This is a genomic window from Lentibacter sp., assembly GCF_029254145.1.
Lineage (GTDB): Bacteria > Pseudomonadota > Alphaproteobacteria > Rhodobacterales > Rhodobacteraceae > Lentibacter.
On record NZ_JAQWYD010000069.1, the window covers coordinates 1 to 12,249 of the forward strand.

Consider the following 12,249-nt stretch of genomic DNA (forward strand, 5'->3'; position numbering starts at 1 on the left):
ATCCCGTCCATGCCCGGCATTTTAATGTCGGAGATCACGATACCAGGGTAGTCTGTGCTGATCCCTGCCAGAGCATCCTCGGCAGACGCAAAGGTCTCGGTGTCATAGCCCGAAAGTGCGAGCCACTGGCTGATGGACTGGCGCATGTCCTGCTCGTCATCCACAATCGCAATCTTCATAGCCTTAGCCATCACTCGTCTCTCTTTCGTTACTCTGCAGCTTCAGAGCTGCTGCCTTCCAAGATAGGAAGTTGCATTTCAAAAACAGCCCCCCCCGCCATTGCATTGCGCGCTGTCAGCCGTCCACCAAGGTCGTTCACGATCCCCGATGAAATAGCAAGTCCCAGACCCACGCCCTCGCCAGGCTGTTTGGTGGTGTAAAACGGCTCAAAAAGCGCATCCAGATCTTCGATTCCGGGGCCATTGTCGCGCACAGAAAGCGTTGCCGTTTCTCCTGCCGTCAGCATCAGTTCGATCTCGGGCTCCTGCACCAGCTTGGTTGCGTCCAGAGCATTGCGAATGAGGTTCACCATAACCTGCTCGATGCGCACCCGATCCCCCATAACCATCACAGGCCACTTGGGCAAAACGCGGTCGATCTTGACATGCCGCCGCTTCAGTTGGGGCTCCATCATCGACAAAGCAGATGTGAGCGCATCCCCCATGTTTATTGGGCTAAGCTCGTCCTGTCCCTTGCGCGCATAGCTCTTGAGCTGCTTCGTGATAGCGCCCATCCGCTCGATCAAATCATCAATGCGATGAAATGAAGACAGCGCTTCATCGGGGCGGTTGCGCTGCAACAAAAGCCGCGAGCCCGCCAAATAGGTTTTCATCGCCGCCAAAGGCTGGTTCAGCTCGTGACTAACCGCCGCAGACATCTCTCCCAAAGCAGCCAGCTTGGAGCTCTGCGCGAGGCTCTGCTCAGCGGTTCTCAGCGCGCCTTGCATCTTCTCGCGCTCGGCGATTTCCCGCTGCAAGCGTGCGTTAAGTTGGCGAAGCTCCGCCGACTCACGCTGAAACAAGGCCATGCGCAATGCCGACTTACGGCTGAGGAGATAAAACACCAGCGAAAGCAAAATAGCGAAAACCATAATCTCGAGCGCCAGAACCCCATTCACCCGCTCGCGCACGCTTGCATAGGTCGTGAAAGACGCCATCTTCCAGCCGCGAAACGGAACGCGCATTTCCTTGCGCATCACAGCCTCGCCCTGCACATAGGCGTCGGGCGGCAAAGAGGTCCAGTTCTGCGTGGCTCGGATCGCGCGCTCAATGGCGCTGTCCGCCGACTCGCGCCCAAGCGCCTCATCTTCCATCAAGCCCCGCCAGCGCGGCTCTGTCGCAAGAACAATCGTGCCCTCGCTGTTGGTCACAAGAACAGCGTCCGAAATGCCAGCCCAAGCCCGCTCAAATTTGGCCAGATCAACCTCGACAACAATCACACCGATGGTCTCGCTCTGGCTCGTCACACGGCGCGCATAGACAAATCGATAGCCCCCGCTCTCGCGCGGCACAGTTGCAAAAATTGTGTTGGGCGAGCGCAGCGCTTCGATAAAATAGCTGTGCTCACGATGTGGCTCACCCAGCCGCGCACGGTCCGTCGCCGCCACAGTCCGCCCGCTCGCATCCAGCAAGATCAATGAGGCCGCGCCAATCTCTTCGACAAAAGAAATAAGCCGCTGGGTAGATTGACTAAAATCACCTGAATTCAGAGCCCCGATCAAAGCAGGGTCACGGCTCAAAAGCTGCGGCACAATCGAGTTGCGCTTCAGTTCCGAGATCAAGTTGCCCGAATAAAGCGTCAGCCTGAGCTCGGCACGGTTGCGGGTGTTTTCGGTGAACCGCTCTGTCAAAAGACGGTTCGTCACCGATATAGTGGCGACTGCCAACACCAAAAGCCCGACAAAAATCGCCCTCAAGCGCCAACTTGTGGTGCGCGGGCGCTCGTCGGAGGATGGGTCAACAATGAGGCTCATTGTGCCAAATTAGCGGGCCTTACCGCCCCTCACAAGCGCGCTGATCTCATGCAAGCGCCATTTGGCTCATGAGGCTGGTAAACATCGCTTTGCCGTCGGTTCCCCCATGGCTAGGCTCTGCCATCCGCTCAGGGTGTGGCATCATGCCAAGCACACGGCGGTTGCGGCTCACAACGCCCGCAATATCGGCCACAGAGCCGTTGGGGTTGTTGATATAGCTAAATGCAATCCGGCCCTCGGCGCGCAGCTCGGCGAGCTTGGCCTCATCCACGTAATAGTTTCCATCGTGGTGGGCGATTGGCACGGTGATCACCTGCCCAGCCTCATACCCGCTGGTATAGGCCGTGTCCGCCGCCTCAACCTGAAGCTCGATCGGCTTGCAGATGTATTTCAGCCCCGCATTGCGGCGCAGCGCACCTGGCAAAAGGCCGGTTTCGGTCAGAACTTGAAACCCATTACAAATCCCGAGTGCATACCCGCCGCGCTCTACATGGGCCTTCAGCTCACCACAGATCGGCGAATTCGCCGCAATCGCACCACAGCGCAGATAATCTCCAAACGAGAAGCCCCCAGGAACAGCCACAAGATCAATGCCCTTGGGCAAAGCCGTGTCTTTGTGCCAGACCATTTCTACATCGGCCCCCGCCTTTTCCAAGGCCACAGCCAAGTCACGGTCACAGTTTGATCCAGGGAAGACAATCACAGCGGCTTTCATGGGGTTCTCCTTAGCGTTTCAGCTCTCAAAATCGGTTATAACAGCCACACCCGCAGGGGCAGCATGATCAAAGGCAGCAAGCTCGCTGGTCGCGTCACTCAGTGCAATACGGCGGGTCACCAGAGGTGCGAGGTCCACATGACCCGCCTCCATCAGGCTCAAGAGGCTCGGATAGCGGTGCGCAGGCATGCCACGCGTACCATATATCGCCAATTGCCCGGAATATACGACATCCATCGGGATCGGCATCACAGCATGATCTCCAGCAGGCATCCCGACCTGAACCATACGGCCCAGCTTTTTCAATGACTTGAGCGCACCCACTGTGGTCGCCTCCACGCCAAGCGCCTCAATAGCAAGGTCTGCGCCCCCGCCCGTCGCTTCGCGCGCGGCTTCAGCCGCATCGCCCTCAGTCGCGTTGATCACAACATCCGCCCCAAGGCGTTTCGCATAAGCAAGCTTCTCGGGAACCACATCGATAACCGCCACACGCGCCCCCAAAGCACGGCCAAGCATAAGCGCCGAAAGACCAACACCACCGCCACCAAAAACAGCAAGCCATTCCCCCGCTTGCAGAGCCGCGCGGCCCGTCAAAGCATGCCAAGCCGTCGTCACCCGACAGCCCAGGCCCGCGGCCAGATCAGGTGCAATGCTCTCAGGCAATAATGTCAGGTTCGCGTCTGCATATGGCACAGCGATATACTCGGCATAAGCGCCCGCTTGCGTAAATCCGGGCACAGCCTGTGTTGCACAAATCGTCTGATGGCCTGATTGACAGTCGCCGCAGCGCCCACAGGCCAAAATAAACGGCGCAATCACACGTTGGCCGACCTGCCAGCTCTGAACACCCGCTCCAACAGCAACAATCTCACCGCAATATTCATGCCCCGGCACGTGCGGCAACGCCACATCGGGGTCAGCGCCCACCCAAGCATGCCAGTCAGAGCGACAGACACCACAGGCCAGCACCTTGAGCACAACGCCGCCTTCTGGCGGTGTCGGGTCGTCCATTTGGACAATCTCAAGTGGCGCACGCCATGTGGTAATCTGCGCTGCGCGCATCAGCCAAGCTCGATTGTGTAGCTCTCGATGACAGTGTTCGCGAGAAGCTTTTCGCACATCTCGGTGACAGTCGCCTCGGAGCTGCCCTCAGCCAGATCAAGCTCAATAACCTTGCCTTGGCGCACGCCTTCAACGCCGTCAAAACCAAGCGCCCCAAGCGCGTGGCGCACGGCCTCACCTTGCGGGTCCAGAACCCCGTTCTTCAGCATCACATGCACACGCGCTTTCATGGCTCTCTCCGTTCTTATTCAATCATCACCAAGGATTTCACTTGGCTTATCAATTTCTTGCAGGCGTTAATTAATCAACGTCGGCTTCATCGGGGTCGCCCCCTTTGGCATCACACCGAGCCTTCTCGCAACTTCGCTATACGCGTCGGTCAGGCTGCCAAGATCGCGGCGGAACACGTCTTTATCAAGCTTCTGGCCTGTTTCCATATCCCATAGGCGGCAGCTGTCAGAGCTGATCTCATCAGCCACGATAAGGCGCTGATAATCGCCTTCATAAACACGGCCAATCTCGATCTTGAAATCAACAAGCTTGATGCCGACACCAAACATGACACCTGACAAAAAGTCATTCACCCGCAGCGCAAGGCTCAGGATGTCTTCCATGTCCTGCTGGCTCGCCCAACCGAATGCCGCAATATGCTCTTCAGAGACAAGCGGATCGCCCAAAGCATCATCTTTGTAGCAATATTCAACAATTGGCCGCGGCAGCGGCGTTCCCTCTTCGATTCCAAGGCGCTTGGCCATAGAACCAGCCGCAAAATTGCGCACAATCACTTCAAGCGGCACAATCTCACAGGCGCGGACAAGCTGTTCGCGCATATTCAGACGGCGGATAAAATGGTTTGGAACGCCGATTTGCGTCAAACCATTCATAAAATATTCCGAGAGCATGTTGTTCAACACACCCTTCCCTTCGATCACATCACGCTTCTCTGCGTTGAAGGCCGTAGCATCGTCCTTGAAATACTGCACAATCGTGCCTGGCTCTGGCCCTTCAAACAGGGTCTTTGCCTTGCCTTCGTATATTTTCTTGCGGCGTGCCATCGGGGCTCCAATCTCGCGCTTGAGGTGAGTCTGCTTACTTGACTGTCTCTTATGGCAAAGGGCTCATTGTCGCAAGCCGCGCCATGAGGGCTTGTGCTCCATCGCGACGAATTGCATATTTAGGCGCAAGTATAATTTTGTTGGAGACACCCGTATGTCCACATTTGACGACCGCGAAAACGCCTTCGAAAACAAATTCGCCCATGACGAAGAGATGAAGTTCAAGGCCGAAGCCCGCACAAACAAGCTTCTCGGCCTTTGGGCTGCCGAGCTTCTGGGAAAATCAGGTGATGACGCTGCAGCCTATGCTGCGGAGGTCGTGAAAGCAGATTTTGAAGAAGCAGGCCATGAAGATGTGGTCCGCAAAGTGGCTGCAGATCTCGGTGAGATGGCCGATGCCGACACGATCCGCGCCAAGCGTGCCGAGCTGAATGTGCTGGCCAAAACCCAAGTGATGACAGAAGTGGGCTAAGCGTCTGCGCTGATGACCATTCAAACGCCGCCCCTGTTTCGGGCGGCGTTTTTGTATGCGTCCTCACGTTGAGCCCCAGTCTCTCCCTCCTCCCGTCAAACAAACCTCATAATCTTGATGTTGATTATGAATTTGCCTAATTACCTTACCTGTGCGAAGGCAGCTCAAACCCATATAAGGCAGCTCCAAACATGACATCGCCCTTTGAAACTCTCCTCGCCGAACGCGACTGGCTCCTTGCCGATGGGGCGACAGGCACAAACCTCTTCAACATGGGCCTCGGTGCAGGTGACCCCCCCGAATTCTGGAACGTGGATGAACCCGCCAAAATCACATCGCTCTACAAATCCGCAGTCGATGCTGGCTCCGATCTTTTCCTGACAAACTCCTTTGGTGGCAATGCCGCGCGCCTCAAACTGCACAATGCAGCCAACCGTGCGCGCGAACTGTCGCGCATCTCTGCCGAAATCGGCCGCAATGTTGCCGATCGAGCCGACCATAAAGTCATCGTCGCTGGCTCCGTCGGCCCGACAGGCGAAATCATGGCCCCGATGGGCCAGCTCACCCACGAGATCGCCGTCGAAATGTTTCACGAGCAAGCCGAAGGCCTAAAGGAAGGCGGAGCCGATGTGCTCTGGCTCGAAACCATTTCTGCGCCTGAAGAATATATCGCCGCCGCCGAAGCCTTCAAACTCGCCGATATGCCATGGTGCGGCACGATGAGCTTTGACACCGCTGGCCGCACGATGATGGGCATGACAAGTGCCGCCATGGTCGCCATGGTTGAAAAACTTGATCACAAGCCACTCGCCTTCGGTGCCAATTGCGGCGTCGGTGCCTCTGATATGCTGCGCACCGTGCAGGGCTTTGCCGCCCAAGGCACGGAGCGGCCGATCATCGCCAAAGGCAACGCAGGCATCCCCAAATACGTCGATGGTCACATCCATTATGACGGGACTCCGACGCTCATGGCAGATTATGCCGTGCTCGCCCGCGACAGCGGCGCAAAAATCATCGGCGGCTGCTGCGGAACCATGCCGGAACACCTGCGCATGATGCGCGAAGCCCTTGAAACCAGGCCAAAAGGCGACAAACCCAGCTTGGAAGAAATCGCCGCCCGCCTTGGGGCCTTCTCCTCGGCCAGCGATGGCACAGGCGACAACGAACCAACAGGAACACGCAGCAATCGCCGCCGCCGCAGCTAGGCTCATTTACGGTGCAGCATCGTTTTGCTGCACCGCTTTGGGCGACATTCGTTAACTTGGTCGGCAAAAGTCTCGCGTATGTCGCAATCGAGCCAGTCACTTTGCGACATTCTGGCAAAAGCTTGCACAAAGAAAAATTCGATCAAAGGATTCCGCCATGTCGGACGAAGAAGACATCATCCTCGCAGATCTGGACGACGACGAACTTGTCCAACAAATGTTTGACGATCTTTACGATGGCCTCAAAGAGGAAATCGAAGAATCCGTAAACATCCTCCTGAGCCGTGATTGGCCGCCCTACCGCATCCTGACAGAAGCTCTTGTCGGCGGTATGACAATCGTTGGGCAAGACTTCCGTGATGGTATTCTCTTCGTGCCCGAAGTTCTGCTCGCCGCCAACGCAATGAAGGGTGGCATGGCCATCCTCAAGCCACTCTTGGCCGAAACCGGCGCGCCCCGCGTCGGTGGTATGGTTATCGGCACAGTCAAAGGCGACATCCACGACATCGGCAAAAACCTTGTTGCCATGATGATGGAAGGCGCTGGTTTTGAAGTTGAAGACATCGGCATCAACAACCCAGTTGAAAACTATCTCGCCGCCCTCGAAGAGCACAAGCCAGAGATTCTGGGCATGTCCGCTCTTCTGACAACAACAATGCCCTACATGAAGGTCGTGATCGACACGATGGTCGAGCAAGGCATCCGCGATGATTATATCGTTCTCGTGGGCGGTGCGCCGCTCAACGAAGAATTTGGTAAAGCCATTGGCGCAGACGCTTACTGCCGTGATGCGGCTGTGGCCGTCGAAACAGCCAAAGAATGGGTTCTGCGCAAGCACAACAAAGCATCAGCCGGCTGAACCTGAGCTAAACAAGCGTATCAAGGGCCCGCCGGACACACCGCGCGGGCCTTTTTTATGAAGGATCGATCATGCTCCTAGACGACACGACGCTCACAGACGAAGGCCTCGCGCCGTCAGGCACAGGCCGCCTCCTGCTCATCGCCTGTGGGGCCTTAGCGCGTGAAATTCTGGCGCTCAAAGCTCAAAACGGCTGGGCCCACATGGATCTCACCTGTCTCCCTGCCAATCTTCACCTCTACCCAGAGCGCATCACAGAAGCGGTCGAGGCCAGCGTGCTCAAACACCGCACCGCCTATGACGATATTTTCGTGGTCTACGCCGATTGTGGCACCGGCGGGCTGCTCGAGGCCAAATGCGCAGAACTTGGCGTCGCGATGGTCGCTGGTCCGCATTGCTATTCCTTCTTTGAAGGCAACGAGACTTTCGCCAGCCATGACGACGAAATCACCGCCTTTTATCTCACTGATTTTCTCGTGAAACAGTTTGACGCTTTTGTATGGAAGCCTATGGGCCTGCACAAACATCCCGAGCTGCGCGATATGATCTTTGGAAACTATACAAAACTCGTCTATCAAGCCCAGACCCGCGATCCCGCTCTTGAGGCCAAAGCCAAGGATTGCGCGGACCGCCTCGGCCTTGCTTATGAATACCGCTTCACAGGCTACGGCGACCTCGCCACAGCCCTCAAGGCCCAAGCAGGCAAGGCCTGAGCACGCGCCCGCTCAGCCTTCTTCTTTCCCAAAATATCCTGGGGTGAAGCGCCAAAAGCCCTATCGCTTTTGGCTCTGAGGGGCAAAGCCCCTCCTGGTCAGATTTGCGAAGCAAATTCGACGCTCTTACGCGCCCGCCGCCACGGTTCTGATCCGCTGGATCATAGCGCGCACGCCGTTGCTCCTCTGCGCCGAAAGATGTTCCTGAAGCCCGAGCCGGCCCAGCTCGGCCTGCGCATCCACCGCAAGAACAGCGCCCACATCAAGCCCGTTATAGAGCTTGCGCAAAACTGCGACGAGCCCACGCACAATCATAGCGTCACTCTCGCCGTCAAAGTGAAAAACCGCACTCTCGACCTTCGGGTGAAGCCAGACCTGGCTAGCGCAACCGTCAACCTTTGTCGCAGACACCTTCAGCGCCTCCTCTAGCGGCTCCATCGCTTTGCCCAGCTCGATCACATAGGCATACCGATCCTCCCAGTCTTCAAGAAACTGGAAATCCTCTACTAGCTCTTCAAATGCGGCGCTGGCCATTGTGTTCCCCTTATTCCGTCCCCTTGAGATAGGCGCCCCGCGCGCGAAGGTCCATATGCTTTCCCGTCTTTTCAAGGCGCACACAATAAGGTAGCAACACAGGCAAGCAATTGGCGGAGTGACACATGCGCATTATCCTCACAACAGCTCTGGTCTCGGCCCTCGCCCTGCCTGGATGTGGCGGCAGCAGCGGCGGTTCAGCCTATAATCCGCTCAACTGGTTCGGCAAAAGCCGCAATGAGACCGTCGCTCCCGAAGCCAAAAACGCGCTTATTCCCAAGAAATCAGGGCTTCGCCGTGAGCAGGCCGCGCCAGAAGGCGTTGCCGTTGCTCAAATCCTCGCATTGGCAATCGAGCCCGCAGCAGGCGGCGCAATCCTGCGCGTGACCGGCCTTGCGCCAACGCTTGGCGCTTACGATGTTCGCCTTGTGCCTGAGTTTGATCTCGAGATTGACGGCCCCCTGCAGACGCTCCAATATTCGCTCAAGACCGAATATTCCACGCGCTCTCGCCCCGCAGCGCCGCAGCGCTCGCGCGAGCTGACAGCCGCAGTGTTCCTCTCTGATGAAGATCTGGAAGGCGTTCGAGAGATTCGCGTCTCTGGCGCAGAAAACGCACGTTCTGTAAGGCGTTAAGTGACGAACCTAAAGTGAAATAACCTTCACGGTGCGCCCCTTCACCGCGAGTCCGATCTCGCCATTGCACAGACGAAGCGCATCCTCACCAAAGGCCTCAAAGCGCCAGCCGTTCAATGCAGCCACATCCCGCTCGCCCGCCGCGATCATATCCAGATCGCTCGCCGAAGCGATCAGCTTCGCAGCGACACCCATATCTTCGGTCTTGGCCTTGAGCAAAACCCGCAAAAGATCGGCCAAAGCCGGGTTCACATTGAGCTTTTCACGCGTCTTGTCGCCTTGGGGCACGTTTTCAGGCGCACAGGCCATGCCAGCCGCAACAGCCGCCAAAATCCCTTCCGCAATCTCGCCCTTGCGCGCTTCACGCAACAAAAGGCGCGAGCGGGATAAATCGTTCAAATCCTTGGGCTTGGTTGAGGCCAGCTCGGTGAGCGCATCGTCCTTATAGACGCGGCTACGAGGCACATTGCGCTCCTGCGCGTAGGCCTCACGAAACTTTGCAAGCTCACGCACCACAGCCAAAAACTTGCCCGAGCTCGTCCGGACTTTGACCCGCTCCCAAGCATTGGCAGGATCAATCTGATAGGTCGCAGGCGACGTCAAAACAGATAGCTCCTCGCTCACCCATTTGGCGCGCTTGTTCTTGGCAAGTTGGTCGCGCAGATATTCATAAATCTGGCGCAAATGCGTTACATCGGCCAAAGCATAGGTCTTTTGCGCTTCGGTCAAAGGCCGCCGCGACCAGTCGGTAAAGCGGCTGGTCTTGTCCACAGTTTCCTTGGCAATCTTTCTCACCAGCGTCTCATAGCCAACCTGCTCACCAAAGCCGCAAACCATAGCTGCAACCTGAGTGTCAAACAAAGGCGCCGGGATCACATCCCCGTCATGGAAAAAGATTTCCAGATCTTGGCGCGCAGCATGAAAGACTTTCACAGTGCTTTCATCCGCCATCAGGTCGTAAAGCGGCTGAAGCGAAATACCACTCGCCAGAGGGTCCACCAAAACGGCGTTGTCATCTGTCGTACCAGGCATAGCAAGCTGCACAAGGCAGAGCTTGGAGTAATACGTCCGCTCTCGTAAAAACTCTGTGTCAACAGTGACATAGTCGTGGGTTGCGGCCTCTTTGCAATAGTCAGCCAGCTCTGCGGTCGTGGTAATCGTTCTCATGAAGGCGCGTGCTCTTGTCTAATATGGCTCTGCCTATACGCGAGAGCGTGAGGAATGAAAAGCGTCAGGGCAGCGACACAGGGCGCTTGTCCCCGCTCACAAAGCGCCTGAGCACGGCAGGATAGAGAATATGCTCTTGCGTGAGCACACGAGCCGCCAGCGTTTCGGCCGTGTCTCCCTCCAAAACAGGCACACGCGCCTGCCCAAGAATCGGCCCGTCATCCAGCTTTGCTGTGACCTCGTGAACAGTACAGCCCGCCTCGCTGTCGCCCGCGTCAAGGGCCCGCTGATGGGTGTGCAGCCCCTTGTATTTGGGCAAAAGTGAGGGGTGAATATTGAGCATTCGCCCGTCCCACTGGCGGGTGAAGCCTTCGGTGAGCACGCGCATAAAGCCGCAAAGACAGATCATATCAGGCTCATGGCGCAGAAGAACGCTTTGCAGCTCGGCCTCAAACGCCCCACGATCTGCCCCATACGGCCGGTGATCGACCACAGCGGTCGCCACCCCGAGCGCTTCGGCCTTGGCCAGCCCGCCCGCGTCCGCGCGATTGCTCAAAACAACACAGGGCCGCGCAGGGTGATCCCCTGTCATGCTCTTCACAAGTGACAGCATGTTGGAGCCGCCACCTGAGATAAAGAGCGCGACCCGCATCAGATAAGAGAGCCTGAGTAGCGCACGCCCTCGCCCGCCGTCACCGCTCCCAAGACACTGACAGTCTCGCCTTCGGCCTCCAGCAGCGCCTTGAGGCGGTCCGCCTCGCTCGCATCCACCGAAAGGATCATACCGATGCCAGAGTTAAACGTCTTGAGGAGTTCTGCCTCAGCCATACCGCCCGTCGCCGCAAGCCATTTGAACACTTCGGGCAGTTCCCAAGCATCAAGGTTGATATCCGCGCCCAAGCCCTCGGGCAGAACCCGTGGCAAGTTTTCGGTCAAGCCACCCCCTGTGATATGCGCAAGCGCATGCACGCCTCCACTCTTCACAGCGGCCAAGGCCTGCTTCACATAAAGCCGTGTCGGCGTCAGCAAGGCCGCGCCAAGCGTGCCCTCAGCCCAAGGGCAGTCGGCGTCCCAGCCAAGGCCCGAGACTTCAACAAGCTTGCGCACAAGGCTATAGCCGTTGGAGTGCACGCCGTCAGAGGCCAGCCCAAGCAGCAAATCCCCCTCGACAACACCGCTCGGCAAATCCTGCCCACGCTCCATCGCTCCGACAGAAAAACCCGCCAGATCAAAGTCGCCATCAGGGTACATCCCCGGCATCTCGGCCGTCTCGCCACCAATCAAAGCACAGCCAGAGAGCTCGCAGCCTTTTGCAATACCCTCGATGATGCGCGCGGCCTTGTCCATTTCCAGACGCCCCGTGGCAAAGTAATCAAGGAAGAACAGCGGCTCAGCGCCTTGGCAAACAAGATCGTTAACGCACATCGCCACAAGGTCGATGCCCACACCGTCGACTTCGCCAGTATCAATCGCAATGCGAAGCTTCGTGCCCACACCATCTGTCGCCGCCACAAGCACAGGGTCGCTATAGCCTGCCGCCTTCAGATCAAACAGCGCGCCAAAACCGCCAAGCCCTGACATGACACCAGAGCGTGCCGTGCGCTTGGCCGCAGGCTTAATGCGCTCCACAAGCGCGTTGCCCGCGTCAATATCGACGCCCGCATCCGCATAGGTGATTCCGTTTTTGCCAGCCATCTTGAAGCCCCCATATCAAAGTTGCACACGTCCTAAATCATACCTTCCCTCATAGCAACGGCCCATGGAACGCCAGAGACACTCTAAGACTTGACGCCGCCCGCCCGTCTGCTAACCAGTCGCTTATGGCGGGCCTGTAGCTCAGTTGGTTAGAGCAGAGCGCTC

General features: G+C 57.3%; 15 protein-coding genes. 5 read left to right on the plus strand and 10 right to left on the minus strand.

The window, feature by feature from the left end; translation table 11 throughout:
* The 6 genes from P8O11_RS08020 to purC all read right to left on the minus strand — a co-directional run.
* Positions 1 to 191: response regulator (locus P8O11_RS08020; protein ID WP_300293489.1), on the minus strand; the 191-nt coding region annotated here is incomplete at its 3' end.
* A 17-nt stretch (positions 192 to 208) separates the two neighbouring features.
* Positions 209 to 1,972 carry an ATP-binding protein gene (locus tag P8O11_RS08025; protein WP_300293492.1) on the minus strand — a complete coding sequence of 588 codons (1,764 nt, stop codon included), beginning with the start codon at positions 1,970 to 1,972 and terminating at the stop codon, positions 209 to 211.
* A gap of 46 nt (positions 1,973 to 2,018) precedes the next feature.
* Positions 2,019 to 2,687, minus strand: coding sequence for a phosphoribosylformylglycinamidine synthase subunit PurQ (purQ, locus tag P8O11_RS08030; protein WP_300293494.1), 669 nt, complete (start codon positions 2,685 to 2,687; stop codon positions 2,019 to 2,021).
* An 18-nt stretch (positions 2,688 to 2,705) separates the two neighbouring features.
* A complete protein-coding gene (locus P8O11_RS08035) occupies positions 2,706 to 3,749 on the minus strand; it encodes a zinc-dependent alcohol dehydrogenase family protein (RefSeq protein ID WP_300293496.1) in 1,044 nt (347 codons plus the stop codon).
* Complete coding sequence (purS, locus tag P8O11_RS08040) at positions 3,749 to 3,979, minus strand: phosphoribosylformylglycinamidine synthase subunit PurS (RefSeq protein WP_089888503.1); 231 nt, start codon at positions 3,977 to 3,979, stop codon at positions 3,749 to 3,751. The genes P8O11_RS08035 and purS overlap by 1 nt, the downstream gene beginning before the upstream one ends.
* A 66-nt stretch (positions 3,980 to 4,045) precedes the next feature.
* Complete coding sequence (gene purC / locus P8O11_RS08045) at positions 4,046 to 4,804, minus strand: phosphoribosylaminoimidazolesuccinocarboxamide synthase (protein WP_300293499.1); 759 nt, start codon at positions 4,802 to 4,804, stop codon at positions 4,046 to 4,048.
* Positions 4,805 to 4,958: 154 nt separating this feature from the next.
* Between purC and P8O11_RS08050 the strand changes: the two genes are divergently transcribed.
* The 4 genes from P8O11_RS08050 (at position 4,959) to P8O11_RS08065 (ending at position 8,053) form a co-directional block, all read left to right on the plus strand.
* Positions 4,959 to 5,276, plus strand: coding sequence for a DUF1476 domain-containing protein (locus P8O11_RS08050; protein ID WP_300293501.1), 318 nt, complete (start codon positions 4,959 to 4,961; stop codon positions 5,274 to 5,276).
* Positions 5,277 to 5,467: 191 nt separating this feature from the next.
* Positions 5,468 to 6,481: a betaine--homocysteine S-methyltransferase gene (bmt, locus tag P8O11_RS08055; RefSeq protein WP_300293503.1), complete on the plus strand. Its 1,014-nt coding sequence runs from the start codon at positions 5,468 to 5,470 to the stop codon at positions 6,479 to 6,481.
* A gap of 157 nt (positions 6,482 to 6,638) precedes the next feature.
* Positions 6,639 to 7,340 carry a corrinoid protein gene (locus P8O11_RS08060; protein WP_089888497.1) on the plus strand — a complete coding sequence of 234 codons (702 nt, stop codon included), beginning with the start codon at positions 6,639 to 6,641 and terminating at the stop codon, positions 7,338 to 7,340.
* A gap of 71 nt (positions 7,341 to 7,411) precedes the next feature.
* Positions 7,412 to 8,053 carry a DUF1638 domain-containing protein gene (locus P8O11_RS08065; RefSeq protein WP_300293506.1) on the plus strand — a complete coding sequence of 214 codons (642 nt, stop codon included), beginning with the start codon at positions 7,412 to 7,414 and terminating at the stop codon, positions 8,051 to 8,053.
* A gap of 126 nt (positions 8,054 to 8,179) precedes the next feature.
* Here P8O11_RS08065 and P8O11_RS08070 read toward each other — a convergent pair whose 3' ends face one another.
* Positions 8,180 to 8,587, minus strand: coding sequence for a SufE family protein (locus P8O11_RS08070; protein ID WP_300293508.1), 408 nt, complete (start codon positions 8,585 to 8,587; stop codon positions 8,180 to 8,182).
* Positions 8,588 to 8,712: 125 nt separating this feature from the next.
* On the opposite strand from P8O11_RS08070, the gene P8O11_RS08075 reads away from it, so the two are divergent.
* Positions 8,713 to 9,222 carry a hypothetical protein gene (locus P8O11_RS08075; RefSeq protein WP_300293510.1) on the plus strand — a complete coding sequence of 170 codons (510 nt, stop codon included), beginning with the start codon at positions 8,713 to 8,715 and terminating at the stop codon, positions 9,220 to 9,222.
* Between the two features lie 9 nt (positions 9,223 to 9,231).
* Here the strand turns inward: P8O11_RS08075 and rnd are convergent, their stop codons facing one another.
* The 3 genes from rnd to purM form a co-directional block, all read right to left on the minus strand.
* Positions 9,232 to 10,389, minus strand: coding sequence for a ribonuclease D (gene rnd, locus P8O11_RS08080; protein ID WP_300293512.1), 1,158 nt, complete (start codon positions 10,387 to 10,389; stop codon positions 9,232 to 9,234).
* Between the two features lie 64 nt (positions 10,390 to 10,453).
* Positions 10,454 to 11,041 carry a phosphoribosylglycinamide formyltransferase gene (purN, locus tag P8O11_RS08085; protein ID WP_300293514.1) on the minus strand — a complete coding sequence of 196 codons (588 nt, stop codon included), beginning with the start codon at positions 11,039 to 11,041 and terminating at the stop codon, positions 10,454 to 10,456.
* Complete coding sequence (purM, locus tag P8O11_RS08090; protein WP_300293516.1) at positions 11,041 to 12,084, minus strand: phosphoribosylformylglycinamidine cyclo-ligase; 1,044 nt, start codon at positions 12,082 to 12,084, stop codon at positions 11,041 to 11,043. The genes purN and purM overlap by 1 nt, the downstream gene beginning before the upstream one ends.
* Between the last annotated feature and the right edge of the window lie 165 nt (positions 12,085 to 12,249).

Bases quoted from the DNA above. Each gene is read 5' to 3' on its own strand.
- P8O11_RS08050 (WP_300293501.1), top strand. From the start codon at position 4,959: ATGTCCACATTTGACGACCGCGAAAACGCCTTCGAAAACAAATTCGCC.
- P8O11_RS08025 (WP_300293492.1), bottom strand. From the start codon at position 1,972: ATGAGCCTCATTGTTGACCCATCCTCCGACGAGCGCCCGCGCACCACA.
- purM (WP_300293516.1), bottom strand. From the start codon at position 12,084: ATGGCTGGCAAAAACGGAATCACCTATGCGGATGCGGGCGTCGATATT.
- purC (WP_300293499.1), bottom strand. From the start codon at position 4,804: ATGGCACGCCGCAAGAAAATATACGAAGGCAAGGCAAAGACCCTGTTT.
- P8O11_RS08075 (WP_300293510.1), top strand. From the start codon at position 8,713: ATGCGCATTATCCTCACAACAGCTCTGGTCTCGGCCCTCGCCCTGCCT.
- purS (WP_089888503.1), bottom strand. From the start codon at position 3,979: ATGAAAGCGCGTGTGCATGTGATGCTGAAGAACGGGGTTCTGGACCCG.
- P8O11_RS08035 (WP_300293496.1), bottom strand. From the start codon at position 3,749: ATGCGCGCAGCGCAGATTACCACATGGCGTGCGCCACTTGAGATTGTC.
- P8O11_RS08060 (WP_089888497.1), top strand. From the start codon at position 6,639: ATGTCGGACGAAGAAGACATCATCCTCGCAGATCTGGACGACGACGAA.
- P8O11_RS08070 (WP_300293508.1), bottom strand. From the start codon at position 8,587: ATGGCCAGCGCCGCATTTGAAGAGCTAGTAGAGGATTTCCAGTTTCTT.
- P8O11_RS08065 (WP_300293506.1), top strand. From the start codon at position 7,412: ATGCTCCTAGACGACACGACGCTCACAGACGAAGGCCTCGCGCCGTCA.
- purQ (WP_300293494.1), bottom strand. From the start codon at position 2,687: ATGAAAGCCGCTGTGATTGTCTTCCCTGGATCAAACTGTGACCGTGAC.
- bmt (WP_300293503.1), top strand. From the start codon at position 5,468: ATGACATCGCCCTTTGAAACTCTCCTCGCCGAACGCGACTGGCTCCTT.
- rnd (WP_300293512.1), bottom strand. From the start codon at position 10,389: ATGAGAACGATTACCACGACCGCAGAGCTGGCTGACTATTGCAAAGAG.
- purN (WP_300293514.1), bottom strand. From the start codon at position 11,041: ATGCGGGTCGCGCTCTTTATCTCAGGTGGCGGCTCCAACATGCTGTCA.